A 26,922-nucleotide genomic window follows, 5' to 3' on the forward strand; every position below is an offset into this window, starting at 1 on the left:
CGCTCGGCGGCGGGGGCGGGCCGGGCGCCCGCGCGCCGCGGGGCCGGTCCGGAGGGGTCCGGGCCGGCCCTGCGGCGGTGGCGAGGCGGGTCAGGCCTCCGGGGAGTACTCCGAGCCGACCTTCAGCTCGCCCGAGACGATCTTGGCCTCGAGATCCTTGAGCTCGTCCTTGAGCTCCTGCGGCACCGTGTCCTCGAAGTCGTGGAACGGGGCCAGCTCGACGCCCTTGTTCTCCAACGTGCCCACGTAGGGCTCGGCCGAGAACTCGTCCTTCAGGTCCGCGGCGATCACGTCGGCGACGGACTGGCCCATGTTCTTCTTCACCGAGGTGAGGATCAGGTTGCCGTCCTTGGTGGACTCGTAGCCGTCCGAGTCCGGCCAGATGACCTTGACGTCCTTGCCGCCCTGGTTCGCCTCGCGGACGGCGTCCAGGGTGCCCAGGCCCACGGGGCCGGCCACCGGCATCACGATGTCGGCGCCCTCGTTGATGAAGTTGGCGGTGTTCGTCTTGCCGTTGGCCACGTTCTTGAAGTCGCCCGTGAAGGAGCCGGTCTTCGCGTCCTTGTCCCAGCCCAGGACCTTGACGTCCTTGTCCTTGACCTCGTTGTAGTGCTCCACGCCGCGGGCGAAGCCGTCCATGAAGATGGTGACGGTGGGGATCTCCATGCCGCCATAGGTGGCCACGGTGCCGGTCTCGGTGGTGCCCGCCGCCAGGTAGCCGGCCAGGAACGCCGCCTGCGCCGTGTCGTAGGTGAGCTTCTGGACGTTGTCGGAGAAGCCCTCCGCGGTGACGTCCACGCCGAAGAAGTGGGTGTCCGAGTGCTGCGCGGCGATCGGCTTCATGGCGTCGCCGAGGAGGAAGCCCACGCCGATGACGGCGTCGCAGTCGGCGTTGACCATGGCGGTCACGTTCGGGGTGAACTCGCTGGGCTCGTTCGACTCGGCCTCGCTGGTGGTGATGCCGTAGGCCTTCTCGGCGGCCTTGAGGCCCTCGTAGGAGGACTGGTTGAAGGAGCGGTCGTCGAAGCCGCCCTCGTCCGAGACGATGCAGGCCTTGTAGTCCTTGTTGTCCGAGCCGACGCCGTCCACGGTGGCGATGGCCTCGCTCTCGGCGGCGCCGGAGCCCGAGGCCTCGGACTGCTCCGGCGGGGCGCCGCACGCGGTCAGCAGCAGGCCGGAGACGCCGAGCGCGGCGGCGGGGAGCAAGGAGACGACGGCGGCGCGCGGCCGACGGGGTGGCGATGCCCATGGGGTCCTCATTTCGGAAGGCACGGTGCGAGGCCCGCGGCCGGTGGCCGCGGAAAGACGGGGCCCGTGCGGGTGGCCCCGTCCGGATGAGCGCGAGTCTACCGAACGGTGGGCCCGTCCCCTCCGGCGGGGGCGGGCGGTGGGGTCAGTGGTGGTCCTCGCCCGTGAGCACCTGCAGCGCGGCGGCGGTGAAGACCCGCATGCCCACGCCGATGGCCCGCTCGTCCGGCGCGTAGTCCCCGCGGTGCAGATCGTAGATGGGGCCACCCGGGGACCGGGTGCCGAGGCGCAGCATGGAGCCGGGCACCTTCTGGGTCATCCAGGCGAAGTCCTCGCCGCCCATCGACTGCGGGGTCAGGACGATCGCCCGCGAGCCGAGCTCCCGCCGCGCCGCGGTCTCGATCAGCGCCGTCTCGCCCTCGGTGTTGTGCACCGGCGGGACGCCGCGCACGTGCTCGAGCTGCACGTGCACGCCGTACGGCGCGGCCACCTGTCGGACCACCTCGTCGAGCAGCGCGCCGGCCTCCTCCCACACGTCCGCGTCGAGGCAGCGCATGGTCCCGGCCAGGTAGCCGGTGTTGTCGATCGCGTTGGGCGCGCTGCCGGCGGCGATCTGCCCCCACACCACGGAGACGGCCGAGCGCACGTCGATCCGCCGGGAGAGCACGGCGGGCACGTTCACGGCGATCTGGGACAGGGCGAAGACCATGTCCTCGGTGAGGTGGGGCCGCGAGGTGTGCCCCCCGCGTCCGGTGAGGGTGATCCGGATCGTGTCCGCCGCCGAGGTGATGGCGCCGATGCGGGTGCCGATCGAGCCGACGTCGACCTGGGGGTCGCAGTGCGCCGCCAGGATGCGGGGAACGTCGTCGAGGATCCCCTGCCGCAGCACGGCCAGGGAGCCGCCGGGCAGCCGCTCCTCCGCGGGCTGGAAGATGACGCGGACCGTGCCGTGGACCCGCTCGCCGACCGCGCGCAGGTCGGGGTCGGCGGTGGCCCCGCGGAGGATGCGGCCGAGGGCGACGGCCACACCCGCCATCACGGCGGTGTGCATGTCGTGGCCGCACGCGTGCGCGACGCCGTCATTGACGGACACGTAGGGCAGGCCGGTCTCCTCCTCGACCGGCAGCGCGTCGATGTCCGCGCGCAGGGCCAGCACCACCGGCCCCTCCCCGACGTCCACGTAGGCGCCCGTGGACTCCATCCGCACGGGCGAGAGCCCGTAGCCGGAGAGCAGCTCCACGATGCGGTCGGTGGTGCGGTACTCCTCATAGGAGAGCTCGGGATGCCGGTGCAGGTCCCGGCGGAAGGACACGATCTCGTCCTCGAGCTCGGCCACCACGGGGCCCACCGAGGGGACGGAGGTCGGACGGGGCCCGGTCAGCACGGAGTCGGAGGTGGTCATGGCCCAGCACCCTACTCCGGGGGTGCCGGTCGATGCGGGCCGGACCCGGCCCAGGGCGCGGTCAGAGGACCTCGTCCACACCCTCCGCCTTGAGCGCCTCGACGGCCTTCTTGACCTCCTGGGCGTGCTCCGTGGTGGTGACCAGCAGCGCGTCCTCGGTGTCCACCACGACGACGTCCTCGATGCCGATCAGCGCGATGACGCGCTTCGTGTCCGTCACCACGACGCCGGACGCGTCGTCCGAGTACACGCGCGGGGTGTCGCCGATCACCGTGATGCCGGAGGCGTCCTTGACCGGGTTCAGGCGGGCGATCGCCGCGAAGTCCCCCACGTCGTCCCACGTGAAGGAGCCGGGGATCACGGCCACGTCGCCGACGGCGGCGGCGGGCTCGGCCACGGCGTAGTCGATGGCGGTCTTCGTCAGCTCGGGCCACACCCGGGCCATGACCTCGTCCCGCTCCGGCGTCTCCCACGCGCGGGCGATCTCCATCAGGCCGGCGTGCAGCGCGGGCTCGTTCTCCTCGAGGTGGGCCAGCATGAGGCCCACGGGCGCCACGAACATGCCCGCGTTCCAGAGGTAGCGGCCGGACTTCACGTACTGCTGGGCGACCTTCAGGTCCGGCTTCTCCACGAACGCGGCGACGTCGTGCGCGTCCGGGGCGCCGGCCACGCGGAGACGGCGGCCCCGGCGGATGTAGCCGAAGCCCGTGGCCGCGTGCGTGGGCTCGATGCCGATGGTCACGATCCGGCCCGTGGCCGCCGTCTCGACGGCCTGCCGCACCGCGTCCTGGAAGACCTCCACCGGGGAGATCACCTGATCCGCCGCGAACGAGCCCATGATCGTGTCCGGGTCGCGCAGGGAGAGGATCGCCGCGGCCAGGCCGATGGCGGCCGCGGAGTCCTTGGGCGAGGGCTCGAGCACCAGATCCGTCTCCGCCAGGGCCGGCAGCTGCATGCACACCGCCTCCCGGTGGGCCTCCCCGGTCACCACGAGCATGCCCGCGGCCAGGGGCGCCAGACGGTCCCACGTGGCACGGATCAGGGTCTGGCCCGAGCCGGTGAGGTCGTGGAGGAACTTCGGCGCGGCGGCCCGCGAGAGGGGCCACAGGCGGGTGCCCACGCCCCCGGCGGGGATCACGGCGTGGAAGCGGGACAGGGCCGTGCCCGGCGCGGCCTCGCGCGGGGCATCGGTCAGGTTCGGATCGGTGCTCACCGGGCCAGACTACGGAACCGTCCGGACGGGGGACCACTCGACGCGTCCCAGGCGGGGCACAGCCCAGACCGAACAGGACGGCGGCGGGGCGCCGCACGCGTCACAGTGGTCGCCCGGGTCCCGATCGGGCACGGAGGCGCGGGAAGGGTCTACCCTAGGTGGAGGAATCCACTCGCACACGCCCCTGCCCGTCGTCGTCCCACGGCGGAGGACCGGGATCGTGCATTCCCCCTGGAGGTATCAACCGTGTCTAGCGCCACTGCGCAGGCCCCGGCCAAGAACGGCCGCGGAACCCTGTACCGGGGCCACGGCGGCATGTGGTCCTGGGTGGGCCACCGCGTCACCGGCGTCGTCATCTTCTTCTACCTGCTCGTCCACGTGCTGGACACGGCCCTGGTCCGGGTCTCCCCCGAGGCCTACAACGCCGTGATCGGCTCGTACAAGACGTGGTACTTCGCGCTCGGCGAGGCCGGCCTCGTCGCGGCGATCATCTTCCACGCCCTGAACGGCCTGCGCATCATCCTGGTCGACTTCTGGAAGGGCGGCACCCAGCACCACAAGACCCTGCTGTGGATCGTGCTGGGGCTGTGGGTCGTCCTGACCCTGGGCTTCGCCATCCGTCACTTCAGCCTCGCACTCGGAGGTCACTGAGCCATGAGCACCACCGCTGAGACCACCATCGCGGCGCCCCGCAGCCGCCGTCTGGACCCCAAGTACACGCGCGACGGCGGCGGCCGCGGCAACTTCGAGATGCTCGCCTGGCTGTTCATGCGCATCTCGGGCGTCTTCCTCGTCGTGCTGATCGCCGTGCACCTGACCACCAACCTGCTGGTGGGCGACGGCATCCACGCCATCGACTTCGGCTTCGTGGCCGGCAAGTGGGCGCACCCGCTGTGGCAGTTCTGGGACCTGGCCCTCCTGTGGCTGGCCATGCTGCACGGCGCCAACGGCGTGCGCACGATCATCAACGACTACACCCGTCGCGGCAGCGCCCGCTTCTGGCTGACGATGATCCTGTACATCGCCACAGCCGTGATCATCATCCTCGGCACCCTGGTGATCTTCACCTTCGATCCCTGCATGGTGGACGCCTCCGGCGCCCTGCTCGAGGGCTCCCCGGCCTTCTGCGGCTGACCTCGGAAACGCTCGCCCTGCGGTGCGGCCGGCCCGAGCGGCCGCCGCGTCACAGACACCCAGAAAGAGAGACCTGAATGCAGGTGCACAAGTACGACGTGGTGATCGTCGGCGCCGGCGGCGCGGGCATGCGCGCGGCCATCGAGGCCGGTCAGCGCGCGCACACCGCCGTCCTCACCAAGATCTACCCCACGCGTTCCCACACCGGCGCGGCCCAGGGCGGCATGTGCGCGGCCCTCGCCAACGTCGAGGAGGACAACTGGGAGTGGCACACGTTCGACACCGTCAAGGGCGGCGACTACCTGGTGGACCAGGACGCCGCGGAGGTCATGGCCAAGGAGGCCATCGACGCGGTGCTCGACCTCGAGAAGATGGGCCTGCCCTTCAACCGCACCCCCGAGGGCAAGATCGACCAGCGCCGCTTCGGCGGCCACACCCGTGACCACGGCAAGGCGCCCGTGCGCCGCGCCTGCTACGCCGCGGACCGCACCGGCCACATGATCCTCCAGACGCTGTACCAGAACTGCGTCAAGCACAACGTGGAGTTCTACAACGAGTTCTACGTGCTCGACCTGCTGCTGGTGGAGGAGGACGCCGTGCGCGAGGACGGCACCGCCTACAAGCAGAAGCGCACCGCCGGCGTCGTCTCCTATGAGCTGGCCACCGGCGAGATCCACGTCTTCCAGGCCAAGTCGGTCGTCTTCGCCACCGGCGGCGCCGGCAAGGTGTACAAGACCACCTCGAACGCCCACACCCTCACCGGCGACGGCATGGCCATCGCCTACCGCGCGGGCCTGCCGCTCGAGGACATGGAGTTCGTGCAGTTCCACCCGACCGGCCTGGCCGGCCTGGGCATCCTGCTCTCCGAGGCCGCACGCGGCGAGGGCGGCATCCTCCGCAACGCGGACGGTGAGCGCTTCATGGAGCGCTACGCCCCCACCATCAAGGACCTCGCCCCGCGCGACATCGTGGCCCGGTCCATGGCCGAGGAGGTCCGTCAGGGCCGCGGCGCCGGTCCCAACAAGGACTACGTGCTCCTCGACCTGACGCACCTGGAGCCCTCGCACATCGACGAGAAGCTCCCGGACATCACCGAGTTCGCCCGCACGTACCTGGGCGTCGAGCCCTACACGGAGCCGGTGCCGGTGTTCCCCACCTGCCACTACTTCATGGGCGGCATCCCCACGAACATCAAGGCCGAGGTCCTCCAGGACAACGACACCGTCGTGCCGGGCCTGTACGCCGCCGGTGAGGTGGCCTGCGTGTCCGTGCACGGGTCCAACCGCCTGGGCACCAACTCGCTGCTGGACATCAACGTGTTCGGCCGCCGCGCCGGCATCTACGCCGCCGAGTACGCTGCCCAGGCGGACTGGGTGGAGCTGCCCGAGGGCGGCGAGCTGCCGACCGTGGAGCACATCGAGAACCTGCGCTCCGCCACCGGCTCCGAGCGCGTTGCGGACATCCGCGCCGAGCTCCAGGAGTCGATGGACGCGGACATGCAGGTCTTCCGCGACGAGGACTCGATCCGCCGCGCACTGGCCAAGATCGAGGAGCTGCGCGGCCGCTACGAGAACGTGTCCGTCCAGGACAAGGGCCACCGCTTCAACCTCGACCTGCTCGAGGGCATGGAGCTGGGCTACCTCCTGGACATCGCCGAGGCGATGACCCTCGCGGCCCTGGGCCGCAAGGAGTCCCGCGGCGGGCACTACCGCGAGGACTACCCCGACCGCGACGACGAGAACTTCATGGCGCACACCATGATCTACCGTGACGAGACCGCGGAGATGGAGGGCGTCAAGGGCATCCGCTTCGAGACCAAGCCCGTCGTCGTGACCCGTTACCAGCCGATGGAGCGTAAGTACTGATGAGCCACTCAGCAACCGAGACCGAGGCCCCCGTGGCCCAGGCGCAGACCCAGTCCGCCGGCGGCGGCGTAGGCGAGGTCGAGAGCTTCGACATCGTGCTCAAGGTCCGCCGCTACCTCCCGGAGTCCTCCGAGGAGTCCTACTGGGACGAGTGGCGCCTGACCATGTACGGCACCGACCGCGTGCTGGACGCCCTGCACAAGGTCAAGTGGGACCACGACGGCACCCTGTCGTTCCGCCGCTCCTGCGCCCACGGCGTGTGCGGCTCCGACGCCATGCGCATCAACGGCCGCAACCGCCTGGCCTGCAAGACGCTCCTGAAGGACCTCGACCTGTCCAAGCCCATCCTGGTGGAGCCCATCAAGGGCCTGCCGGTGGAGAAGGACCTGATCGTGGACATGGACCCGTTCTTCCAGTCCTACCGCGAGATCATGCCGTTCCTGGTCGCCGAGGGCCACGCGCCCACCAAGGAGCGCTACCAGTCCCAGGCCGACCGGGCGATCTACGACGACACCACGAAGTGCATCCTGTGCGCCGCGTGCACCTCGTCCTGCCCGGTGTTCTGGACGGACGGCCAGTACTTCGGCCCGGCCGCCATCGTCAACGCGCACCGGTTCATCTTCGACTCGCGTGACGAGGCCGGTGACATGCGCCTGGAGATCCTGAACGACAAGGAGGGCGTGTGGCGCTGCCGCACGACCTTCAACTGCACCGACGCGTGCCCCCGCGGCATCCAGGTGACCAAGGCGATCGCCGAGGTGAAGCGGGCCATCCTGGCCCGCCAGTTCTGATCCCCGCACCACGACGGCGGCCCGTCTCCTCACGCGAGGAGGCGGGCCGCCGTCGTCGTGGGTGGTGCCCCTCCCGCCGAGGCCCGCAGACGCGCCGTCACCGGCCCGGTGTCGCGGCGTGTCTGCGGGCCTCGGCGTGGGGACGGGACCGGAGGCGGAGGCGGAGGCGGTCCGAGCTCAGCCGTCGAAGCCGTCGCGCGTCTCCCGCCGGTGCGCCACACGCAGCCACATCGCGCTGGACACGAGCATCCCGACGACGGCGCCCAGCACGACCGGACCCCCTCCCCGGCCTGCACCATCCGCCCGCCGTCGACCATCCAGAAGGCCGCCGTGAGCATCCCCAGCACCACGATCACGCTCCCCACGGGGCGCACGGCCCGGATCCGGCGGGTGATGCCGGCCAGGAGCACCAGGGTCAGGACGACCACCGCCGCGGCGGCCACCGGCCCCGCCCCCGCCGGGGTGAGGAACGCGGCGACGTCGGCGTCGGTGACCTCGCTCGCGCCCCAGGAGCGCGCCTCCAGCACGGCGCGGGCGTAGCCGGGCGTCGCCTGCAGCGCGAGCACGCCCCCCACGCCGGCCGCGCTCAGTGCCCCCGTGACCGCCGTGACGGTCTGGAACAGGCGCAGGGGACGCAGGGCCGCGCGATCGGGACCGGGGTCGCGCTCCGTGGTCTCGTGGGGATCGTCGTGGAGGGGGTGCATGCCCCCCATCATGCCCGGCGGCGCAGGAAGGTCGTCGCGAGGCCCGGGTTGAAGGCGCACACGAGCCAGGCCGCGTTCACGAGCGCGAACAGCCCGCCCAGGACCAGGGGCAGCACCACGTCCCCGGCGGGGAAGACGAACAGGCGGATGGCCCCCAGCAGCGTCACGAAGATGGCGATCGAGGCGAACAGGGCACCCATGATGCGCGCCGTGTTGCTGTGCCGGGTCAGGCCGACGAGGACGATCGCGTAGACCGCCAGACCCAGCAGGGTCGCGAACCAGACACTGCCGGTGAGGGCGCCCTCGATGGCCTCGGCGGTCATCGCGGGCGACTGCGCGCCGCCCTCGGGCAGCGAGTCCGCGATGTCCTGGGCCGCGCCCGGGAGGAGGTTGCGCAGGATCGACGCGGCATAGAGGACTGCGGACGCGACCGTCAGTCCGAGCAGCGCCCGGAACACGCCGGGGGTGCGGGCGTCGGGGCGGATCAGCGGGCGGGCGTCCGGGCCGGAGTGCCCGGCGATGCGCCGCCGCGCCTCATCCGGGCCCACCACGGGCCGCCCGCCGCCGTCCAGGTCGTCGGGGTGGGGGGACACGGGATGCGGGGGTCGATGATCGGAGGCCATGTCGTCATGGTCTCCGCTGGCCGACGCCGGGGCGAGGGCTGGCGACCCCGGACTCGCCGCCGGCGAACGGCGTCGGGATCAGGCGCGGCGGCCCTGACGGGTGTAGGCCGCGACCTGCGGGTTGAAGGCCTTGACCAGCCACAGGATGTTCACGATCACCAGCGCCAGGCTCAGCACGGAGGCCAGGACGCCGCCGATGCCGGGGTAGGTCACGAAGGAGAAGATGCCGCCGACGGCGCTGAGGGTGCCCAGGATCGCGACGACGATGCCGAGGATGCGGGCCCAGTTCTTGGCCCCGCGGAGGTTGAAGTACACCAGGGCGTACAGGGCCACGCCGATGAGCAGGACGATGATCGTGCCCACCGTCACGGAGGCGCCCACGACAGGCGCGATCTCCTCCACCTGCTCGGGGGTGAGGCCGCTCTGGCGAAGGGAGTCCCGCATGCGTTCGATGCTCTCCTCGCCGCCGAACAGGGCCGGCAGGGAGGACAGCACGTACAGCGCGAGCGACGTGAGCGTCAGCGTCAGGAGCGCGGGGAACGCGGCCGGCTCCGGGACGATGCCGTACGAGCTGCCCGGCTGGGCACCATGGCCCGGGGCCGCGTAGGGCTGCGTGCCGTAGCGGGAGCCCGCGGCGGGCTGGCCGTATGCGGGGTTCTGGCCCGGGTACGGGCCGGGGCCGCCCGCGGCGGGCTGCTCCGGGTTCGGGTCCGGGTTCGGTCGATCGGTGGTCATGGTGTGCTCCTCGGTGTCGGGGGTGCGGGTGGTGGTGATGACGGGCGCGGCGGCAGGATCACTCGTGCCGCAGTGCCTCGATGGGATCCTTGCGGGCCGCACGCAGGGCGGGCAAGGTGCCGGCGATGAACGCGATGGCCACGATCAGCAGCAGGATCAGCAGCAGGGCGAGGGGGTTGACCGCGAACAGGACCAGGCCGGTGACGCCGCTGAGGGGGCCGGTGGTCAACACCTGGTTCGCGATGAGTCCGACGGCGACGCCCAGGCCGATGCCGACCAGCGAGCCGAGCAGGCCGATCACGACGGCCTCCATGGTGAACAGGCCGAAGATCTTCCCGCCGGTCATGCCGAGGGCCTTCATGAGGCCGATCTCCCGGGTGCGCTCCTGCACCGCCATGAGCAGGGTGTTGATGATGCCGAAGCTGGCGGCGAGCAGCGCGATGAGCGCGAAGCCGGTGAGCACCCACGTGACGGCGTCGATGATGCCGCGGATCACGCCGAGCTGCTCCTCGAGGGTCTGCGCCAGCAGGCCCTGGTCGGCCAGCGCCTGCTTCACGGCGTCCTCGTTCGCCTCCGGGTCCTCCACGATCGCCGTGGCCTGGAAGTAGGTGTTCCGCTGCGACTCCGGCAGGCCCTCCGTCGTGATGTCGTAGATCGCCTGCTCCAGCGACTCCGACGGCGTCGGGGCGGTGCCCGCACCGGACGCGGCCGCCTTCGTCACACCGACCACGGTGGCCGTCACGGACTTGTGCTCCTGCAGCGGGGTCGCCGCCACGACGGTCAGCTCCGTGCCGACCAGGTCCTCGGCGTCGCCGGCGCCCAGGTCCTCCACCCACGACTCGGGCATGACGATCTCCGCGGCGCCGGCCTCGGGGGCACGGCCGGCCGAGAAGGTGAGCATGTCGATCTCGCCGGAGCTGCCCATGAAGCCGGTCTGCCACTTGCGGTCGTCCGGGCCCTGGATGTACTCCGGCTCGGCCACCCGATAGGTCTTCACCTCGGTGACGTGCTCGGTGTCCTCGATCGCGGCGAGGTCCTCCTGCGTGAGCAGCGGCATGCCGAACATCTCGCCGCCGGCGGCGTCCTGCTCCGTGTACTCCTGGGGCGAGCCGCTCGCCGCACCGGCCGAGGACATGTCCTGCTGCTTCATCACGGTCAGCTCGCCGGGCTTGCCGAAGCCCTCGACCACGTTGTCCACGTACTTGTTGATGCCCGCGCCGAGCCCCGTGGTGAGGGTCAGCGTGAATGCGCCGATCACGATCGCGACGACGGTGAGGAAGGTGCGCAGCTTGGAGCGCATCGTGTTGGCGAGCGCCGTGCCCGCGACGTCGGTGGCCTTCATGCCCGCGCTCCGTCCCGCTCGGTGCCGACGCGCTCGTCGGCGATGACCACGCCGTCCTGCAGCTCGACGCGACGGTCACACTTCGCGGCCAGGTCGTCGTCGTGCGTGACCACCACGAGGGTGATGCCCTCGTCGCGGTGCAGGCCGAAGAGGATGTCCTCCACGGCCGCCGAGGTGGCGGAGTCCAGGTTGCCCGTGGGCTCGTCCGCGAACAGCACCGTCGGGTTGTTCACGAGCGCACGGGCGATGCACACGCGCTGCTTCTGGCCGCCGGAGAGGTCCGTGGCCTTGTTCTTCGCCTTGTCCGCGAGCTCGAGCCGCTCGAGCACCGCCATGCCGCGGCGGGTGCGCTGGGCCCGGCCCACGCCGGCGATCTTCAGCGGCAGCACGGTGTTCTCCAGGACCGTCTGGTTCGGGTTCAGGAAGAACTGCTGGAACACGAAGCCGAACCGCTCGTTGCGCAGCTGGGAGATCTCCGCGGCCTTGAGCTGGGAGACGGGACGGCCGTCCATCGCGACGACGCCGGCGGAGGGCTGGTCCAGCAGCGCCAGCAGGTGCATCAGGGTGGACTTGCCGGAGCCGGACTTGCCGACGACGGCCAGGGACTCGCCGCGCTGGATCTGCAGGGTGATGCCCTTCAGCGCGTCGAAGCGGGACGCCCCGCGACCGTAGACCTTGACGAGGTTCTCCGTCTCCAGGACGGGTTCGGCGCCGGGCGGGACCTCGGCGACGGCGGGGATGGGGACAGCGGTGGACATGGCTCCGGCACTCCTCTGTCGGTGGGGCTCGCCCCCGCTGCGGCAGGAGCGGAGGCAGTGCCTCCATCCTGACAGCCGCGCACGCGCCGCCGCCTCCACCTCGAGTCGGAGAACACGACGGCCCGCGTCCCCCGCAGGTCGGGGGCGCGGGCCATCGTCGGGAGGCCGCGGGGCCGGTGCGGCCCGGCTCAGCGCAGCGGCGGCAGGAAGCCGACCTTGGCGTAGACGTCCTCGAGCACGGGCGTGGCCACGGCGCGGGCCTTCTCGGCTCCGGAGGCGAGGATGCGGTCCAGCTCAGCGGGGTCGGCGAGCAGCTCGAGGGCGCGCTCGCGCACGGGGGCCAGGCGCTCGACGACAGCGTCCGCCACCGCGACCTTGAGGTGCCCGTACATCTTGCCGACGAACTCCTCCTCGAGCTGCGGGATCGGCGTGCCGGACACCGCGGCGAGGATGGTCAGCAGGTTGGAGACGCCGGGCTTGGCCTCGCGGTCGAAGCGCACCTCGGTGCCGTCGTCGGTGACCGCGGACTTGATCTTCTTGGCGGTCTTCTTCGGCTCCTCGAGGATGTTGATGAGCCCGTTCGGGGACGCCGCGGACTTGGACATCTTCGACGTGGGGTCCTGCAGGTCGTAGATGCGCGCGCCGGTCTCCGGGTAGAAGCCGGTGGGCACCACGAACGTCTCGCCGTAGCGGTGGTTGAAGCGCTGGGCGAGGTCGCGGGTGAGCTCCACGTGCTGGCGCTGGTCGTCGCCCACGGGCACGCCATGCGGCTGGTAGAGCAGGATGTCCGCGGCCATGAGCATGGGGTACGCGAGCAGGCCGACGCCGGCCGCGTCCGCGCCCTGCTTGGCGGACTTGTCCTTGAACTGGGTCATGCGCATGGCCTCGCCCATGCCGGTCATGCAGGTCAGCACCCACGCCAGCTGCGCGTGCTCGGGCACCTGGGACTGGACGAACAGCGTGGAGCGCTCGGGGTCGATGCCGCCGGCGATGAACTGCGCGGCGGCCACCCGCGTGCGCTCCGCCAGGGCTGCCGGGTCCTGCGGCACGGTGATGGCGTGCAGGTCGGGGATGAAGAAGAACGCCTCGAAGTCGGCCTGGGTGCGCTCCCAGTTCACGAGGGCGCCGAGGTAGTTGCCCAGGTGGAGGGAGTCCGCCGATGGCTGCATGCCGGAGAGCACGCGGTGCCGGGCGGACGCGCCGGGCAGGTGGGCGGTGGCGGCGGCGTCCTGGGCCAGGACGTCCTGGACGGAGTTCTTCTTCATGGTCATCTCAGCCTCGGGTCTCTCCTGCACGGTCAGAACTGGTAGTCGACCACGAGCGGGGCGTGGTCGGAGAAGCGGGTGCCCCAGCTGGGGGCGCGGTCCACGACGGCGGTCGTCGCCCGCTCGGCCAGGCCCGCGGTCGCCATGTGGTAGTCGATGCGCCACCCGGCGTCGTTGTCGAAGGCCTTGCCGCGCATGGACCACCACGTGTACGGGCCCGGCACCGGCCCGGCGAGGGCGCGGTGCACGTCCGTGAAGCCGAGCTCGCCGAAGAACCGGTCGAAGTAGGCGCGCTCCTCGGGCAGGAAGCCGGCCTTCTTCACGTTGCCCTTCCAGTTCTTGATGTCCAGCTCGGTGTGGCCCACGTTGAGGTCGCCCGTGACGAGGGCGTGCCCCTCCCCCGCGGCCAGCTCGGAGAGGCGGCGGACCATCTCGTCGAGGAACCGGTACTTGTCCTCCTGCTTCGGGGTGTCGACCTCGCCCGAGTGCACGTACGCGGAGACCACGGTCAGCGGCGAGCCGTCCGGCAGGCGCAGGTCGGCCTCGATCCAGCGGCCGGCGTCGTCGAAGTACCCGTCGGCGTCGGCGATGCCCGTGCGGACCTCGCCGAGCGGGAACCGCGAGGCGATCGCGACGCCGGCCCGCCCCTTGGCGGCGGCCACGGCGTCCGCCAGGTGCACCTCGTCCCAGTCCTCGCCCACGATCTCGCGGACCAGCTGCGCCGTGACGTCCGCGGGGGCGCGCACCTCCTGGAGGGTGAGCACGTCCACGCCGCGGCCGGCGAACCACTCCCGCATGCCCTTGCGGTGCGAGGCGCGGATGCCGTTGACGTTCACGGTGGCCACGCGCACGGCGCCGTCGGCCTTGGGCGCCCCGGCGTGGGCGTGCACCACGGGCTCGCCCTCGGCGGGCTCGGGGTACTTCCCGGTGACGGGGTCCTTCTCGGGCAGCGCCGTCATCAGCCGATCACCGTCCCGCTCACCGGGCCCTCGGCGCCGCCGGTCCGGGACTCCTTGATCATGTCGCGGGCGTTGGAGGCCGTGATGTCGATGGTCTCCAGGGCGCGGTCCACCATCTCGCGGTCCATGCCCTCGCCTGCGGCGAGCTGCTCGCGCACCACGCGCACCTGCACCTGGGCGATCTTGAACGAGTGGTCCAGCTTGGTGTCCCGCAGGGGGTCCGCGGCCGGTGCCGGCGGGGCCACCGCGGGGGCGGCGGCGTCGGTGTCCCGGCCGCGCAGGGCGGCGACGTCGGCGCGGGCGTTCTGCATGGCGGTGTCCACCTTGCGGCCCGCGGCCTGGACGCCGCGGCGCATCTGCAGGTACACGACCACCGCGAACACGAGCCAGCCGGCGGCGACGGCGACCACGAGCCACCCGATCACGTCGTTCTGGTTCGCGGCGAAGATGATCGCCACGATCAGGATGACGATCATCGCAACGAAGCCGAGCGATCCCACGCGCAGGCCGGCGCGGGGGCCGCGGCGCGCGCCGTCGGGACCGGGGGTCAGGGACTGGGACATGGGTGCTCCTCCGGAGGGGCTCGTGGGGTCTGCCCTCCATCATCCCGCATCGTGGGGTGCGCTCCGAATCGGGCGGCCCGCATCGGCGCCTATCCTGAGACGATGACCCCCCGGCCCCCACACCCCGCCGACCCCGTGTCCGGGGCCTTCACCCCTGACCAGCACCGCATCCTCATCGCACTGCTCATGCCGCTCTTCCTCGCGCTGATGAGCGTGTCCGTGGTGAACGTGGCGCTGCCGGCCATCGAGTCGGGCCTGGACGCCACGAGCGCGGATCTGCAGTGGGTGCTGGCGGGGTACACGCTGACGTTCGGCACCGTGCTCGTGGCCGCGGGCCGCGCCGGCGACCTGTGGGGGCGCAAGAACCTGTTCCTGGCGGGCATCACGCTGTACATGCTCGGCTCCCTGCTCTCCGGCTTGGCCGGGGACACCCTGCTGCTCAACGCGGGGCGCCTGCTCACGGGCCTGGGCGCGGGCGTGTTCAACCCCCAGGTCATCGGGTTCATCCAGTCGAACTTCCACGGCCGCGCCCGCGGGCGGGCCTACGGGCTCTTCGGCACCGTGGTGGGCCTCGGCGTGGCCGTGGGGCCCCTGCTCGGCGGGCTGTTCCTCGGCGCGTTCGGCCCCGAGTGGGGCTGGCGCTCCACGTTCCTCATGAACGTGCCCGTGGGCCTGGCCGCCGTCGCGATGGGCGCCCTCTGGCTGCCGCCGCCCACCCGCGTGCACGGCCTGCCCCCGCCCCCGGACCACGCGGGATCGCCGCGCTCGACCCGGTGGGCGCCCTGCTGCTCGGCGCCGGCGGGGTGAGCCTCATGGTGCCGTTCATCGTCCCGGGCACCGCCTGGCTGCTGGTGCTCGCCGCCGCGCTCGTGACGGCGTGGTGGCTGTGGGAGAAGCGCGTGAAGGCCCGGGCGTCGGCCACCGGCGTGCAGCCCATGGTGGACCCGGCCCTGTTCCGGCGGCCGTCCTTCACGATCGGCGCGCTCGAGTCCACGATCTACCTGGCCACCATGCCGGCGGTGTTCGCGATCGTGGCGATCTTCCTGCAGCGCGGCATGGGGTTCACGCCGCTCGAGGCCGGCCTCGTGGGTCTGCCCGGCGCCGTCGTCGTGGCCTCTCTGTCCCCGTGGGTGGGCTCGATGGTGCAGCGGCGCGGGCCCGTGCTCGTGCTGCTCGGCGCTCTGGTGGGCCTCGTGTCGCTGGGGGTGCTCGCGCTCGCGTTCGAGCGCAGCGCAGCCGGCGCGTGGTCGCCGTGGATCGTGGGGGTGGGGCTGATCGTGCAGTCGGCCTCGCAGGCCCTGCTGCTCACCAGCACGCAGGTGCTGATGATGGACGACGTCGCCGGCCACGAGGCGGGGGCGGCCGGCGGCGTCGCCCAGACGGCGCAGCGCCTCGGCACCGCCCTGGGCCTGTCCGTGGTGACGGGCGCGTTCTTCGCGGCCCTGGCCGGCGCCGCAGCCGAGAGCGCCGGGCCACCGTCGGCCGCGGCGTACGCGCACGCGGCCTCGACCGCCATGGGCATGGTGGCCGTGTGCTGGGCGCTCACCGCCGTGGTCGCGGCCCTGGACGTGGTCCGGCGGCGCCGCGCGGTGCGCGCGGCCTGACCGGCCCGCGGGGGCCTCAGCGCAGGAACAGCGCGCCGAGCCGGCGGGCGGCGAGCCACACCCCGATGCCGGCCATCACCACGAAGTAGAGGACGTGGCCGGCGGTCGCCCAGCTCAGCACGCCCACCGCGAGCGCGCGCATCATCTCCACCGCGTGCCACAGCGGGAACACGCGGATCACCCACTGGATCGGCTCCGGGTAGACCGCGAGCGGGAAGAACGTGGCCGAGAACAGGAACATGGGCATCAGCACGATCTGGACCCAGTCCATGTGCTGGAACGTCTTCATCCAGCTCGTCACCGCCATGCCGAGGGAGGCGAAGCCCAGCGCCACGAGCAGGGCGCCGGGGATCATGAGCAGCGCCGTCCAGGAGGTGACGAGCCCGGCCACGGTCATGACGATCAGGAAGCCGACCGCGTAGATCAGCCCGCGCAGCAGCGCCATCGCGATCTCCCCGAGCGCCACGTCCAGCGGGCCCAGCCGTGTGGAGAGCATGGTCTGGTACGTCTTCGCGTAGCGCAGCTTGAAGAACACGTTCCACGTGGAGTCGTAGATGGCGCCGTTCATCGCCGAGACCGCCAGCAGTGCGGGGGCGAGGTACATGCCGTACGGGACGGGGGTGCCATCCGGGCCGGCCACGTCGCCGACCAGCGCACCGAGCCCCAGCCCCAAGGAGGCCAGGTAGAGCACGGGCTCGAAGAACCCGGAGAAGAACACCACCCAGTTGTTGGACTTCAGGGAGAGGAACGCCCGCTCCATCACCGCGCGCACGTTGCCCGAGTACGCGCCGGCCAGCGGGCCGCGGCGCACGGGGATCTCGGGCAGGGGCGGCACGGCGACGGCGTGTTCCCGCACCACCGACGACGACGGCGCGGCCGGGTCCGCCTGCGCGGCGGCGGGTGCGACGTCGACGCGGGCGGCCCCGGTGCGCGCGGCACGGCAGCCCAGGCGCGGGGCACGGTCCCGACGGGCGACCGTGACGGCGTCGCGGTCCGGGGTGCCGCGGACCCAGCCGAGGCGGCGCGTGTAGATCCGCACCGCGAGCCAGGCCCCGCCGAGCGCGAGGGCCAGCAGGAACGCCACGTGCACCACGGTGAGCCAGACCGGCTCGGCCATCCCGTAGGAGAGCACGCGGCCGAGCTGGGCGGCATGCCACTGCGGGGAGAGCCAGCCGATCCAGCGCAGCCACACCGGCAGCGCCTCGAGCGGGTAGAAGGTGGCGGAGAACAGGAACAGGGGCATGACCACGAGCCGCTGCAGGGTGGCGAACTGGCCCTTGTCCTCCCTCAGGGAGGCCGCGAACGCCATGATCGGCGCGCCGACGGCGAGCCCGCCGAGCGTGGCGGTGAGGACCTGCACCCACGCCCACGGGCTCGAGACCACGCCGAACGCCAGCATCACCAGCAGGAACACGGCAGCCTGGAACACGAACCGCAGGCTCACCGCCACGAGGTGGCCCAGGGCGATCTGCGCCGGAGACAGCGGAGTGACCTGCGCCGCGTAGTACGTGCGCTGCCACTGGAACCCGCCCATCACCGGGTAGGAGAACTCGACGGACGCGGTCATCAGCGCGCCCGAGGCCAGCAGCGCCGGGGCGATGAACGCGACGTAGGAGACCCCGCCCAGGGCGTCCTGCGGCATCCCGCCGCCCATGAGCTGGGCCAGGCCCAGACCCATGGCCAGCAGGTAGAGCACGGGCTCGCCGAGCGCCCCGACGAGCAGCACCGCGCCGTAGCGACGCATGGACCGCAGCTGGTGCTCGGCGTAGAGCAGGACGCCGCGGCGCTTCACGCGCTCCGCGGACGCCGCCGCGGTGACCGGCGGGCGAAGCGGCTCGGCGGGCGAGGCGGGGCCGGGGGTCGTCGTCGTGGTGGGGGACGGCACGGGTCAGTCCACCAGGGTGCGGCCGGTGAGGATGAGGAACACGTCCTCGAGGCTCGCGCGGCGGGTCAGCGTGGTGGCGGGGGCGGGCAGGGCGCCCTCGTCGACGAGGCGCTGCACGACGTCGTGCAGGTCGTCCGCGCGTCGGGCGTAGACGAGGACGCGGTCCGGGAGGACCTCGACGCGGTGCACGACGCCGTCACCTGCGTGGGCCTGGACGGTGCGGGCCGCGGCCTCGTTGCGGTCCGCGCCGAAGCGCGCCTCGAGGACCTCGCGGGAGGCGTGCTCGCGGATGAGCTCGGCGGGGGTGCCGGCGGCCATGATCTCGCCGCCGTCGACCACGACGAGCCGGTCGCACAGCTGCTCCGCCTCGTCCATGTGGTGCGTGGTCAGCAGCAGCGTGGTGCCGCGTTCCTTGAGCCGGTAGAGGCGGTCCCACAGGATGTGGCGGGCCTGCGGGTCCAGGCCCGTGGTGGGCTCGTCGAGGAGGAAGAGGGCCGGCTCGTTGACCAGGGCGCGGGCGATCACGAGCCGGCGCTTCATGCCGCCGGAGAGGTCGGTGACCTTGGCGTCCGCCTTCTCGGTGAGCTGGGCGAAGGCCAGCAGCTCCTCGGCCTTGGGCCGCAGGTACGAGTAGGGCAGGCCGAAGTAGCGGCCGTAGATCAGGATGTTCTCCCGGGCGGTGAGCTCCTCGTCCAGGTTGTCCTGCTGCGGCACCACGCCCAGGCGCGCACGGACGGCCGGCCCGTCCTCCTCCGGGTCGATGCCCAGGATGGTCAGCTCGCCCGCGGTGCGCTGCGAGGTGCCCGCGAGCATGCGCATGGTGGTGGACTTGCCCGCGCCGTTGGGGCCGAGCAGGCCGAAGCACTCCCCGGGGCGCACGTCCAGGTCGATGCCCTTCACAGCGTGGAACTCGCCGTACTGCTTGCGCAGCCCACGGGCACGGATGACGGAGGCGGGGGCCGCGTGCAGAGTGGTGTGACTCACAAGGCGACAGCATAGGCGCACCACCCGCCCGGACGCGCGCCGCCCCCTCGGCGACGAACCCTGCGATTCGCAGGGTTCGTCGCGGGGCGGGGAGAGGTCAGGCTCCGGCCCGCTCCCCCGCCCAGTCCTCGCCGTCGGCGGCGCGCTCGGCGGCCTCGACGACGTTCGCCAGCAGCATGACGCGGGTCATCGGCCCGACGCCGCCCGGGTTCGGCGCCATCCAGGCCGCCTTCTCCTTCACGGCCGGGTCCACGTCGCCCAGGACGCGCGACGTCCCGTCCTCCCCGGTCACGCGGGAGACGCCCACGTCCAGGACGATCACGCCCTCCTTGACCTGCTCCGGCTTCACCATGTGGGCGGAGCCGGCGGCGGCGATCACGACGTCGGCGCTCGCCAGCAGCTCGTCGAGGTTCGTGGTGCCGGTGTGGGCCAGGGTCACGGTGGCGTTGACCTCGCGGCGGGTGAGCACGAGGCCGGCGGGCCGGCCGATGGTCACGCCGCGGCCGATCACGAGCACGTGCTTGCCGGCCAGCTCCACACCGTGGTGGCGCAACAGCTCGACGCAGCCGGCCGGGGTGCACGGCAGCGGCGAGTCCAGCTCGCCGCCGACCGAGGCCACGAGCCGCCCCAGGTTCATGGGGTGCAGGCCGTCCGCGTCCTTGTCCGGGTCGATGGCCTCGAGCACCTTCTGGGTGTCCACGTGCTTCGGCAGCGGCAGCTGGACGATGTAGCCCGTGCAGGCCGGGTCCTCGTTCAGCTCGCGCACGACGTCGAGGATCTGCTCCTCCGTCGCGTCCGCGGGCAGCTCACGCTGGATGGACTCGATGCCCACCTCGGCGCAGTCGCGGTGCTTGCCCGCCACGTACTTCTGCGAGCCGGCGTCCTCACCGACGAGCAGGGTGCCGAGGCCGGGGGTGTGCCCGCGCTCGGCGAGGGCGGCCACGCGGCCGCGCAGCTCCTCCTTGATCGCGGCGGCGGTGGCCTTGCCGTCCAGGACCTTCGCGGTCATCGGCGGCTCACCAGCCCTCGAGGCCGTCGTACAGCGGGAAGTCCTCGGTGAGCTTCACGACGCGGGCGCGCAGCGCCTCCACGTCCGGGCTCGGCTTCAGCGCCTCGGCGATGACGTCGGACACCTCGCGGAACTCGGCCTCGCCGAAGCCGCGGGAGGCCAGCGCGGGGGTGCCGATGCGCAGGCCGGAGGTGGTCATCGGCGGACGCGGGTCCCACGGCACCGAGTTGCGGTTCACGGTGATGCCGACCTCGTGCAGGATGTCCTCGCCCTGCCTGCCGTCCAGCTGGGACTCGCGCAGGTCCACCAGGACCAGGTGCACGTCCGTGCCGCCGGTGAGCACCGAGATGCCGTGCTCGGCCATGTCCGGGGCGGTCAGGCGCTCGGCCAGGATCTGCGCGCCGGCCAGGGTCCGCTCCTGCTTCTCCTTGAAGTCCGCGGAGCCGGCGATCTTGAAGGCCACGGCCTTGCCCGCGATCGCGTGCATCAGCGGGCCGCCCTGCTGGCCCGGGAACACGGCGGAGTCGATCTTCTTCTTCAGCTCCTCGGTGGAGAGGATGAAGCCCGAACGGGGGCCGGCGAGGGTCTTGTGCACGGTGGAGGAGACGACGTCGGCGTGCGGCACCGGGTTCGGGTGCAGGCCGGCGGCCACGAGGCCGGCGAAGTGGGCCATGTCCACCCAGAGCCGGGCGCCGACCTCGTCCGCGATCGAGCGGAAGGCGGCGAAGTCGAGCTGACGGGGATAGGCGGACCAGCCGGCCACGATCACCTTCGGCCGGGCCTCGAGGGCCTTCTCGCGCACCTTGTCCATGTCGATGCGGTGGGTGTCCGGCTCCACCTCGTACGCGGCGATGCTGTAGTTCTTGCCGGAGAAGTTCAGCTTCATGCCGTGCGTCAGGTGGCCGCCGTGCGCCAGGGACAGGCCCATCATCGTGTCCCCGTGGTCCAGCAGCGAGGTCATCACGGCCACGTTGGCCTGAGCGCCGGCGTGCGGCTGGACGTTGGCGTGCTCGGCGCCGAACAGGTCCTTGGCGCGCTGGATGGCCAGGTTCTCGGCCACGTCCACGAACTCGCAGCCGCCGTAGTAGCGGCGGCCCGGGTAGCCCTCCGCGTACTTGTTGGTCAGCACCGAGCCCTGCGTCTCGAGGATGGCGCGCGGCACGAAGTTCTCCGAGGCGATCATCTCGAGCGTGCCCCGCTGGCGGCCGAGCTCGTCCGCGAGCGCCGCGGCGATCTCCGGGTCCACCTCGGCGAGGGGCTGGGTGTTGATGTCGGGCGTCTGCGTCACGGGGGTTCCCTTCGAACGGGGGTCTGTGCGGCCGGAAGGCTCCGGTGCCCTCCATCCTAGTGACCAGGCGCCGTCGTCGGGCCTGCGCGACGGCGGCCCGCGGCCCCGGCGACCGACCCCGGCACCCGGTTCTTTTGACTGATTCAGAAATATGCCAAGATCGGGGATGACGCCGCCCACCGCGCCGATCGGTGCGCGGCCGACGTCGATCGACGAAGGAGAGTTCCATGACGGAGTACCAGAAGAAGACCCCGCACGCGACCGGTTCCACCCGCCAGAACGGCGCCCCGGCCATCAGCGACCGCCAGTCCCTGACCGTGGGCAGCGAGGGGCCCATCGTCCTGCACGACACCCACCTGCTGGAGACCCACCAGCACTTCAACCGCATGAACATCCCGGAGCGCCGCCCGCACGCCAAGGGCTCCGGCGCCTTCGGCGAGTTCGAGGTGACCGAGGACGTGTCGAAGTACACCAAGGCCCTCGTGTTCCAGCCGGGCACGAAGACCGAGACCCTCCTGCGCTTCTCCACCGTGGCCGGCGAGCTCGGCTCCCCGGACACCTGGCGCGACGTGCGCGGCTTCGCACTGCGCTTCTACACCGAGGAGGGCAACTACGACATCGTCGGCAACAACACCCCGATCTTCTTCCTGCGCGACCCGATGAAGTTCACCCACTTCATCCGCTCGCAGAAGCGCCTGCCGGACTCCGGCCTGCGCGATGCCACCATGCAGTGGGACTTCTGGACCAACAACCCCGAGTCGGCGCACCAGGTGACCTACCTGATGGGCCCGCGCGGCCTGCCCCGCACCTGGCGTGAGATGAACGGCTACGGCTCCCACACCTACCTGTGGGTCAACGCCCAGGGCGAGAAGCACTGGGTGAAGTACCACTTCATCTCCCAGCAGGGCGTGCACAACCTCTCGAACGACGAGGCCACCAAGATCGCCGGCGAGAACGCCGACTTCCACCGCCAGGACCTGTTCGAGTCCATCGCCAAGGGCGACCACCCCAAGTGGGACCTCTACATCCAGGCGATCCCCTACGAGGAGGGCAAGACCTACCGGTTCAACCCCTTCGACCTGACGAAGACGATCTCCAAGAAGGACTACCCGCGCATCAAGGTCGGCACGCTGACCCTGAACCGCAACCCGGAGAACCACTTCGCGCAGATCGAGTCCGCCGCGTTCAGCCCGAGCAACACCGTGCCGGGCATCGGCCTCTCCCCGGACCGCATGCTCCTGGGCCGCGCCTTCGCGTACCACGACGCGCAGCTGTACCGCGTGGGCGCCCACGTGAACCAGCTGCCGGTGAACCGTCCCAAGAACGCGGTGCACAACTACGCCTTCGAGGGCCAGATGTGGTACGACCACACCGGCGACCGCTCCACCTACGTGCCGAACTCCAACGGCGACTCCTGGTCGGACGAGACCGGCCCGGTGGACGACGGCTGGGAGGCCGACGGCACCCTGACCCGTGAGGCCCAGGCGCTGCGCGCGGACGACGACGACTTCGGCCAGGCCGGCACCCTCGTCCGCGAGGTCTTCTCGGACCAGGAGCGTGACGACTTCGTGGAGACCGTGTCCGGCGCGCTGAAGGGTGTCCGCCAGGACGTCCAGGCCCGCGCCTTCGAGTACTGGAAGAACGTGGACGCCACGATCGGCCAGCGCATCGAGGACGAGGTCAAGCGCCACGAGGGCGACGGCATCCCCGGCGTCGAGGCCGGCGGCGAGGCCCGCATCTGACGGCCCCCTCCCCCGGCGGGCGCCCGCGCGCCCTCCGCTGAACGCACGGCGGCCGCTCCCTCACACGAGGGGGCGGCCGCCGTCGTCGTGGGGCGAATGCCTTGGTCAGCGCTTGCCCCAGCGGCGCTCCTGCGCCTGGGACAGCTTGTCCTTGACCACCTTCACGACCTTGTCCTTGGCGGGCACGGCCACGTTGTCCCGCAGCGGGACGGCGACCTTGTCACGCACGGTCTCGAACGCGGAGGCCGCCACGGCGCCGGCCTGGGCCAGCTTCGACTCACCCTCGGCGTCCGAGGCTCGGGTCTCGTCGCGGTCCGCCCGCAGGTCCGGGAGGGCGGCGCCCTCGGTGTCGTCCTCGGCGGGCTCCTCATCCGTGGGGGCGGAGGAGGTGGAGGTGTCTGGGGCCACGGTCGTGGGCGTCGACGACGTCGGCGCGGCGGTCCCGGCAGTCCCGGCGGCTGCCGCCGACTGGGCGGCGCGGGCCTCGCGGCGGGTCGCCGGAGTGGCGTCCTCCGCACGGCCGGACGAGGCCGCGGTCGGATCCAGCTCCGGGGCGCCGCCCAGGGGCGTGGCCGGCGTGGTGCCGGCGTGGGTCTCCGGGGCCTCGGCCCGGCGGGTGGCCGGGGCGGCCTCGAGCGGCGGGCGCTCAGCCGCGGGCTCGACCGCCGCCGGCTGCGCGACGTCCGCGCCGTGGTCATCGGTGCGCGCCGGCTCGCGGTCCGCCTCCGCCACGCGACCGGGCACCCCGGGCGTGCCGTCGATGCGCAGGGACCCGGCGGCCGAGCGCTCCGTCCCGTCGACGCCGGTCTGCTGGGCCTGGTCCGACTCGGTGGCCACGACGGTGACCGAGCCGTGCGCGGTGGTGGCGACCGTGTGCGTCTCGAGGTGCTCGCCCTGCGGGACGGGGATCCCGTCCGTGGCGAACTCCTTGGTGGGGGTGTGCTCGGCGGCGACCTCGTCGGCGGGGACGGTCCCGTGCACGTGCTCGGGGGCCGGGGTGAGGTGGCTCCTCTGCTGCGGAGCCTCGGCCACCGGTGCCGCCGGGGCGGGGGTCTCGGTCACCGGGGACGGGGAGGCCGGGGTCGCCGGGACGTCCGCCGCGGGCGTCTGCTCGTCCAGGGTGACGCCGGAGCCGCCGGCCACACCGGCCGCGCCCAGGCCCACGGTGTCCGCCTCGCGCACCGTGCTCGGCACCGCCGGAGCGGGGCGCAGAGTGCCCCGGGTGGCCGGAGCCGCGGCGTCGCGGCGGTGGGTCTGAGCGGTGGCCTCGGTGCTCGGGGCGTCCTGCTGGTCCACGGTCACCCCGGCACCGCCGGCCACGCCGGCGCCGGACTCGTCGGTCTCGCGGTCCGCCGCGGCGGTGTCGAACGCAGCCAGACCCCCGGCGGGCCTCACGGCCGGCGCCGGGCGCGCGTCCTTCTCGGCCGCCACCTCGTCCAGGCGGGAGAGGCGGGTCGGGGCCGCGGGGGCGGCCGCCTGCTCACCCGCGGTGTCCGCGCTGACGCCCCGGCGCTCGAGCCGGGTCTCGGCGGCCTCGGCCTCGGCCTCACGACGACGGCGGGAGGCGATCACCGAGACGATGATCAGGATCAGCAGCACGACGATGATCGCCGCGATGATCCAGTAGAGGGTGGACTGTGGCATGGGGGTGCTCCTCGGTCGTCTGGGGCGACCGGCCGGGCCGGGCGCCGCGTCGTGCCTCCCCCGCCGCCGCGCGGCGGGGAACCTGGTCTTGAGGATGACACGGGGCCCGGCTCCCCGACCAGGGATCAGCCCCGTCATCCCGCGGTTCCGCGCGGCCGGCACCGCCTACCATCGACGCCATGGACACGGCAGCCCTCTCCCCCAGCCCCTCCCCCGCCTCCGGCGCGGAGCACGCCCGCGTGCTCACGCTGGCCTGCACGAACCGCAAGGGCATCGTGCACGCCGTGACGGGCGCCCTGCTGGGCGTGGAGGCGGACATCACCGAGTCGCAGCAGTACGACTCCCCGGACACCGGCGACTTCTTCATGCGCGTGGAGTTCGTGACCCCGGCCACGCGGGAGGACATCGAGCAGGCGCTCGCGCCGGTGCGCGAGGAGTTCGGCATGCGCATGGGCCTGTGGGACGCGGCGCAGCGCATGCGCACCCTCGTGATGTGCTCCAAGGACGGGCACACCCTCAACGACCTGCTCTTCCAGCAGCGCGCCGGCACCCTGCCCATCGAGATCCCCGTGGTGGTCTCGAACCACCTGGACCTGCAGCCGCTCGCCTCCTTCTACGGCGTGCCCTTCATCCACGTGCCCGTCTCGAAGGACCCCTCGAGCCGGGACTCCAAGGAGGCCGCGGAGGACCGGCTGCGCGACCTGATCGCCCAGTTCGACATCGAGCTGGTGGTCCTGGCCCGCTACATGCAGATCCTCTCGGACGAGCTGTGCCGGGACCTGGCCGGGATGGCCATCAACATCCACCACTCGTTCCTGCCCTCCTTCAAGGGCGCCCGCCCCTACCACCAGGCGCACGAACGCGGCGTGAAGCTCATCGGCGCCACCGCCCACTACGTGACCGCCGACCTGGACGAGGGCCCGATCATCGCGCAGTCCGTGCAGCCGGTGACCCACGCCCAGACCGCCGCCGACTTCGTGGCCCGCGGCCGCGACGTCGAGGGCTCCACGCTCGCGCAGGCCGTGCGCTGGCACGCCCAGCACCGCGTCCTCGCGGACGGCCGGCGGACCGTCGTCTTCAGCTGAGCCCGGGACGACGGCGCCACGCGGCGCCGTCGTCCTGCCCGCCTAGGTGTAGGAGGGCATGACGTTGTTGACTCGGGCCGGTGCCAACGAGGCCGGAGGGGCGTCCCCGCAGGAGGTATGAGGCCGATGGTAGTTGTAGTGGTTCACCCACACGGCCAGCGCCTCACGCCGAGCTTGCTCTGAGGTATACGGGCGGGCGTAGAGGACCTCATCGACCATCAGCCGGTTGTACCGCTCGACCTTCCCGTTATGGCGCGGGGTGTAGGGTCGGATCCGGTGATGCCGGCCCCCGAGCGAGACCACCTTGGCGGTGAAGTCCACGGCCCGGTAGTTGTTCCCGTTGTCCGTGACCACCCGGTCCACGGTGATGCCGTGGGCGGCGAAGAACGCGCGGGCCCGGCAGAAGAACCCGATCGTGGTCACCGCCTTCTCATCCTCCAACGCCTCGGTGTACGCCAGGCGGGTGTACCCGTCGATCGCCGAGTGCAGGTAGGTGTACCCGACCCGCCGGCCGGCACCACGCTTGGAAGCACGGCCTGCTTCACTTTCACGTCCGTGAGCACGCCAGCCGCCCCCGTCAGGGATCTTCCCGATCTTCTTCACGTCCAGGTGCACCATGTGCCCCGGGCCGCGGGCGGTGATCTTCTGGGGTCGTTGGCGCAGGTCCTCACCCGTGGGCGCGAGGTCTGGCAACCGGGAGATGCCCAGTCGGTGCAGCCACCTGCCCACAGTGCGCAGGCACAGCTGGTGGCCTTCAGAGACGAGGTGGTGATGGATGCGGCGGGCTGACCACTTCTCCCTGCGACGCAGGGTCTGGATCTGGGCCACCACCTCGGGGTCGAGCTGGGCAGGTGAACGGCGCGGACGGCTGGGCCGGTCGAGCAGCCCGGCCTCGCCCTCGGCGCGGTAGCGGGCCACCCAGGTGGCCACCGTGGGCCGGCTCACCCGGAACTCGGCGGCCACGTGTGCCTGCGGGATCCCGTCGTGCAGGTGGCGGTGGACCATCCTGAGACGGCCGGTGGGAGTCAGGGGTGCGTTAGCGTGAGTCATGAGTGGGTCTCTTCTGGCAGGTGGGTTGT

The 26,922-nt window shown here is 72.0% G+C and carries 25 protein-coding genes; 8 read left to right on the forward strand and 17 right to left on the reverse strand.

The window, feature by feature from the left end; all coding sequences use genetic code 11:
* Positions 1-90 precede the first annotated feature (90 nt).
* The 3 genes from POD19_RS00925 to POD19_RS00935 all read right to left on the reverse strand — a co-directional run bounded on the left by POD19_RS00925 (position 91) and on the right by POD19_RS00935 (position 3,863).
* Positions 91-1,260 (reverse strand): BMP family lipoprotein, encoded by a 1,170-nt coding sequence (locus POD19_RS00925; RefSeq protein ID WP_445299757.1) that lies wholly within the window; start codon positions 1,258-1,260, stop codon positions 91-93.
* Between the two features lie 133 nt (positions 1,261-1,393).
* Positions 1,394-2,650 (reverse strand): amidohydrolase, encoded by a 1,257-nt coding sequence (locus POD19_RS00930; RefSeq protein WP_036314553.1) that lies wholly within the window; start codon positions 2,648-2,650, stop codon positions 1,394-1,396.
* A gap of 61 nt (positions 2,651-2,711) precedes the next feature.
* Positions 2,712-3,863, reverse strand: a complete 1,152-nt coding sequence (locus tag POD19_RS00935; RefSeq protein ID WP_144818790.1) for a mannose-1-phosphate guanylyltransferase — start codon at positions 3,861-3,863, stop codon at positions 2,712-2,714.
* 246 nt (positions 3,864-4,109) lie between these two features.
* On the opposite strand from POD19_RS00935, the gene sdhC reads away from it, so the two are divergent.
* The 4 genes from sdhC to POD19_RS00955 all read left to right on the forward strand — a co-directional run bounded on the left by sdhC (position 4,110) and on the right by POD19_RS00955 (position 7,653).
* Positions 4,110-4,514, forward strand: a complete 405-nt coding sequence (gene sdhC / locus POD19_RS00940; protein ID WP_078025777.1) for a succinate dehydrogenase, cytochrome b556 subunit — start codon at positions 4,110-4,112, stop codon at positions 4,512-4,514.
* Positions 4,515-4,517: 3 nt separating this feature from the next.
* Entirely contained in the window at positions 4,518-4,997 is a 480-nt protein-coding gene (locus POD19_RS00945; RefSeq protein WP_036314556.1) for a succinate dehydrogenase hydrophobic membrane anchor subunit, read from the forward strand.
* A gap of 77 nt (positions 4,998-5,074) precedes the next feature.
* Complete coding sequence (sdhA, locus tag POD19_RS00950; RefSeq protein WP_100057761.1) at positions 5,075-6,862, forward strand: succinate dehydrogenase flavoprotein subunit; 1,788 nt, start codon at positions 5,075-5,077, stop codon at positions 6,860-6,862.
* A complete protein-coding gene (locus POD19_RS00955) occupies positions 6,862-7,653 on the forward strand; it encodes a succinate dehydrogenase iron-sulfur subunit (protein ID WP_100057760.1) in 792 nt (263 codons plus the stop codon). The genes sdhA and POD19_RS00955 overlap by 1 nt, the downstream gene beginning before the upstream one ends.
* A 29-nt stretch (positions 7,654-7,682) precedes the next feature.
* Here the strand turns inward: POD19_RS00955 and POD19_RS00960 are convergent, their stop codons facing one another.
* The 8 genes from POD19_RS00960 to POD19_RS00995 form a co-directional block, all read right to left on the reverse strand.
* Entirely contained in the window at positions 7,683-8,357 is a 675-nt protein-coding gene (locus tag POD19_RS00960) for a hypothetical protein (RefSeq protein WP_340309267.1), read from the reverse strand.
* 8 nt (positions 8,358-8,365) lie between these two features.
* The gene (locus POD19_RS00965) at positions 8,366-8,950 is read right to left on the reverse strand and encodes a hypothetical protein (protein ID WP_101965812.1); all 585 of its coding nucleotides are present in this window, start codon (positions 8,948-8,950) and stop codon (positions 8,366-8,368) included.
* 108 nt (positions 8,951-9,058) lie between these two features.
* Positions 9,059-9,715 carry a hypothetical protein gene (locus tag POD19_RS00970; protein ID WP_102708603.1) on the reverse strand — a complete coding sequence of 219 codons (657 nt, stop codon included), beginning with the start codon at positions 9,713-9,715 and terminating at the stop codon, positions 9,059-9,061.
* 58 nt (positions 9,716-9,773) lie between these two features.
* Positions 9,774-11,057 carry an ABC transporter permease gene (locus POD19_RS00975; RefSeq protein ID WP_102708604.1) on the reverse strand — a complete coding sequence of 428 codons (1,284 nt, stop codon included), beginning with the start codon at positions 11,055-11,057 and terminating at the stop codon, positions 9,774-9,776.
* Positions 11,054-11,815, reverse strand: a complete 762-nt coding sequence (locus POD19_RS00980; RefSeq protein WP_049145557.1) for an ABC transporter ATP-binding protein — start codon at positions 11,813-11,815, stop codon at positions 11,054-11,056. Before POD19_RS00980 ends, POD19_RS00975 begins: the two co-directional genes overlap by 4 nt.
* Before the next feature lie 188 nt (positions 11,816-12,003).
* On the reverse strand, positions 12,004-13,086 hold the full coding sequence (gene trpS, locus POD19_RS00985) for a tryptophan--tRNA ligase (protein WP_049145560.1): 1,083 nt from the start codon (positions 13,084-13,086) through the stop codon (positions 12,004-12,006).
* Between the two features lie 26 nt (positions 13,087-13,112).
* Entirely contained in the window at positions 13,113-14,039 is a 927-nt protein-coding gene (locus POD19_RS00990) for an exodeoxyribonuclease III (protein ID WP_070708991.1), read from the reverse strand.
* A complete protein-coding gene (locus tag POD19_RS00995) occupies positions 14,039-14,602 on the reverse strand; it encodes a hypothetical protein (RefSeq protein ID WP_020624732.1) in 564 nt (187 codons plus the stop codon). Before POD19_RS00995 ends, POD19_RS00990 begins: the two co-directional genes overlap by 1 nt.
* Before the next feature lie 102 nt (positions 14,603-14,704).
* Between POD19_RS00995 and POD19_RS01000 the strand changes: the two genes are divergently transcribed.
* A complete protein-coding gene (locus POD19_RS01000) occupies positions 14,705-15,409 on the forward strand; it encodes an MFS transporter (protein ID WP_340309268.1) in 705 nt (234 codons plus the stop codon).
* Positions 15,376-16,206, forward strand: a complete 831-nt coding sequence (locus POD19_RS01005) for an MFS transporter (protein ID WP_340309269.1) — start codon at positions 15,376-15,378, stop codon at positions 16,204-16,206. The genes POD19_RS01000 and POD19_RS01005 overlap by 34 nt, the downstream gene beginning before the upstream one ends.
* Positions 16,207-16,222: 16 nt before the next feature.
* Here the strand turns inward: POD19_RS01005 and POD19_RS01010 are convergent, their stop codons facing one another.
* From POD19_RS01010 to glyA, 4 genes are all read right to left on the reverse strand, one after another.
* Positions 16,223-18,091, reverse strand: coding sequence for an ABC transporter permease (locus tag POD19_RS01010; RefSeq protein ID WP_144818786.1), 1,869 nt, complete (start codon positions 18,089-18,091; stop codon positions 16,223-16,225).
* Positions 18,092-18,094: 3 nt separating this feature from the next.
* Positions 18,095-19,075 carry an ABC transporter ATP-binding protein gene (locus POD19_RS01015; protein WP_070709516.1) on the reverse strand — a complete coding sequence of 327 codons (981 nt, stop codon included), beginning with the start codon at positions 19,073-19,075 and terminating at the stop codon, positions 18,095-18,097.
* Positions 19,076-19,172: 97 nt separating this feature from the next.
* On the reverse strand, positions 19,173-20,084 hold the full coding sequence (locus POD19_RS01020; RefSeq protein ID WP_020624736.1) for a bifunctional methylenetetrahydrofolate dehydrogenase/methenyltetrahydrofolate cyclohydrolase: 912 nt from the start codon (positions 20,082-20,084) through the stop codon (positions 19,173-19,175).
* Between the two features lie 7 nt (positions 20,085-20,091).
* Positions 20,092-21,372 carry a serine hydroxymethyltransferase gene (gene glyA / locus POD19_RS01025; RefSeq protein ID WP_010079361.1) on the reverse strand — a complete coding sequence of 427 codons (1,281 nt, stop codon included), beginning with the start codon at positions 21,370-21,372 and terminating at the stop codon, positions 20,092-20,094.
* Between the two features lie 227 nt (positions 21,373-21,599).
* Here glyA and POD19_RS01030 point away from each other — a divergent pair, with 227 nt between their 5' ends.
* A complete protein-coding gene (locus POD19_RS01030) occupies positions 21,600-23,114 on the forward strand; it encodes a catalase (RefSeq protein WP_036314582.1) in 1,515 nt (504 codons plus the stop codon).
* A 105-nt stretch (positions 23,115-23,219) separates the two neighbouring features.
* On the opposite strand, the gene POD19_RS01035 is transcribed toward POD19_RS01030, so the two are convergent.
* Positions 23,220-24,758 (reverse strand): hypothetical protein, encoded by a 1,539-nt coding sequence (locus POD19_RS01035; RefSeq protein ID WP_101965723.1) that lies wholly within the window; start codon positions 24,756-24,758, stop codon positions 23,220-23,222.
* A gap of 179 nt (positions 24,759-24,937) precedes the next feature.
* On the opposite strand from POD19_RS01035, the gene purU reads away from it, so the two are divergent.
* Positions 24,938-25,843: a formyltetrahydrofolate deformylase gene (gene purU / locus POD19_RS01040; protein ID WP_036314586.1), complete on the forward strand. Its 906-nt coding sequence runs from the start codon at positions 24,938-24,940 to the stop codon at positions 25,841-25,843.
* 42 nt (positions 25,844-25,885) lie between these two features.
* Here purU and POD19_RS01045 read toward each other — a convergent pair whose 3' ends face one another.
* Positions 25,886-26,893, reverse strand: coding sequence for an IS481 family transposase (locus POD19_RS01045; protein ID WP_036314588.1), 1,008 nt, complete (start codon positions 26,891-26,893; stop codon positions 25,886-25,888).
* Positions 26,894-26,922: the final 29 nt, after the last annotated feature.

This window comes from Micrococcus sp. GPGPB33 (genome assembly GCF_037853785.1).
Lineage (GTDB): Bacteria > Actinomycetota > Actinomycetes > Actinomycetales > Micrococcaceae > Micrococcus > Micrococcus luteus.

Coding starts and splice junctions, on each gene's coding strand:
- POD19_RS00925 (WP_445299757.1), bottom strand. CDS start 1,260: ATGAGGACCCCATGGGCATCGCCACCCCGTCGGCCGCGCGCCGCCGTC.
- POD19_RS00930 (WP_036314553.1), bottom strand. CDS start 2,650: ATGACCACCTCCGACTCCGTGCTGACCGGGCCCCGTCCGACCTCCGTC.
- POD19_RS00945 (WP_036314556.1), top strand. CDS start 4,518: ATGAGCACCACCGCTGAGACCACCATCGCGGCGCCCCGCAGCCGCCGT.
- sdhA (WP_100057761.1), top strand. CDS start 5,075: ATGCAGGTGCACAAGTACGACGTGGTGATCGTCGGCGCCGGCGGCGCG.
- POD19_RS00955 (WP_100057760.1), top strand. CDS start 6,862: ATGAGCCACTCAGCAACCGAGACCGAGGCCCCCGTGGCCCAGGCGCAG.
- POD19_RS00960 (WP_340309267.1), bottom strand. CDS start 8,357: ATGCACCCCCTCCACGACGATCCCCACGAGACCACGGAGCGCGACCCC.
- POD19_RS00970 (WP_102708603.1), bottom strand. CDS start 9,715: ATGACCACCGATCGACCGAACCCGGACCCGAACCCGGAGCAGCCCGCC.
- POD19_RS00975 (WP_102708604.1), bottom strand. CDS start 11,057: ATGAAGGCCACCGACGTCGCGGGCACGGCGCTCGCCAACACGATGCGC.
- POD19_RS00980 (WP_049145557.1), bottom strand. CDS start 11,815: ATGTCCACCGCTGTCCCCATCCCCGCCGTCGCCGAGGTCCCGCCCGGC.
- trpS (WP_049145560.1), bottom strand. CDS start 13,086: ATGACCATGAAGAAGAACTCCGTCCAGGACGTCCTGGCCCAGGACGCC.
- POD19_RS00990 (WP_070708991.1), bottom strand. CDS start 14,039: ATGACGGCGCTGCCCGAGAAGGACCCCGTCACCGGGAAGTACCCCGAG.
- POD19_RS00995 (WP_020624732.1), bottom strand. CDS start 14,602: ATGTCCCAGTCCCTGACCCCCGGTCCCGACGGCGCGCGCCGCGGCCCC.
- POD19_RS01000 (WP_340309268.1), top strand. CDS start 14,705: ATGACCCCCCGGCCCCCACACCCCGCCGACCCCGTGTCCGGGGCCTTC.
- POD19_RS01020 (WP_020624736.1), bottom strand. CDS start 20,084: ATGACCGCGAAGGTCCTGGACGGCAAGGCCACCGCCGCCGCGATCAAG.
- POD19_RS01030 (WP_036314582.1), top strand. CDS start 21,600: ATGACGGAGTACCAGAAGAAGACCCCGCACGCGACCGGTTCCACCCGC.
- POD19_RS01035 (WP_101965723.1), bottom strand. CDS start 24,758: ATGCCACAGTCCACCCTCTACTGGATCATCGCGGCGATCATCGTCGTG.
- purU (WP_036314586.1), top strand. CDS start 24,938: ATGGACACGGCAGCCCTCTCCCCCAGCCCCTCCCCCGCCTCCGGCGCG.
- POD19_RS01045 (WP_036314588.1), bottom strand. CDS start 26,893: ATGACTCACGCTAACGCACCCCTGACTCCCACCGGCCGTCTCAGGATG.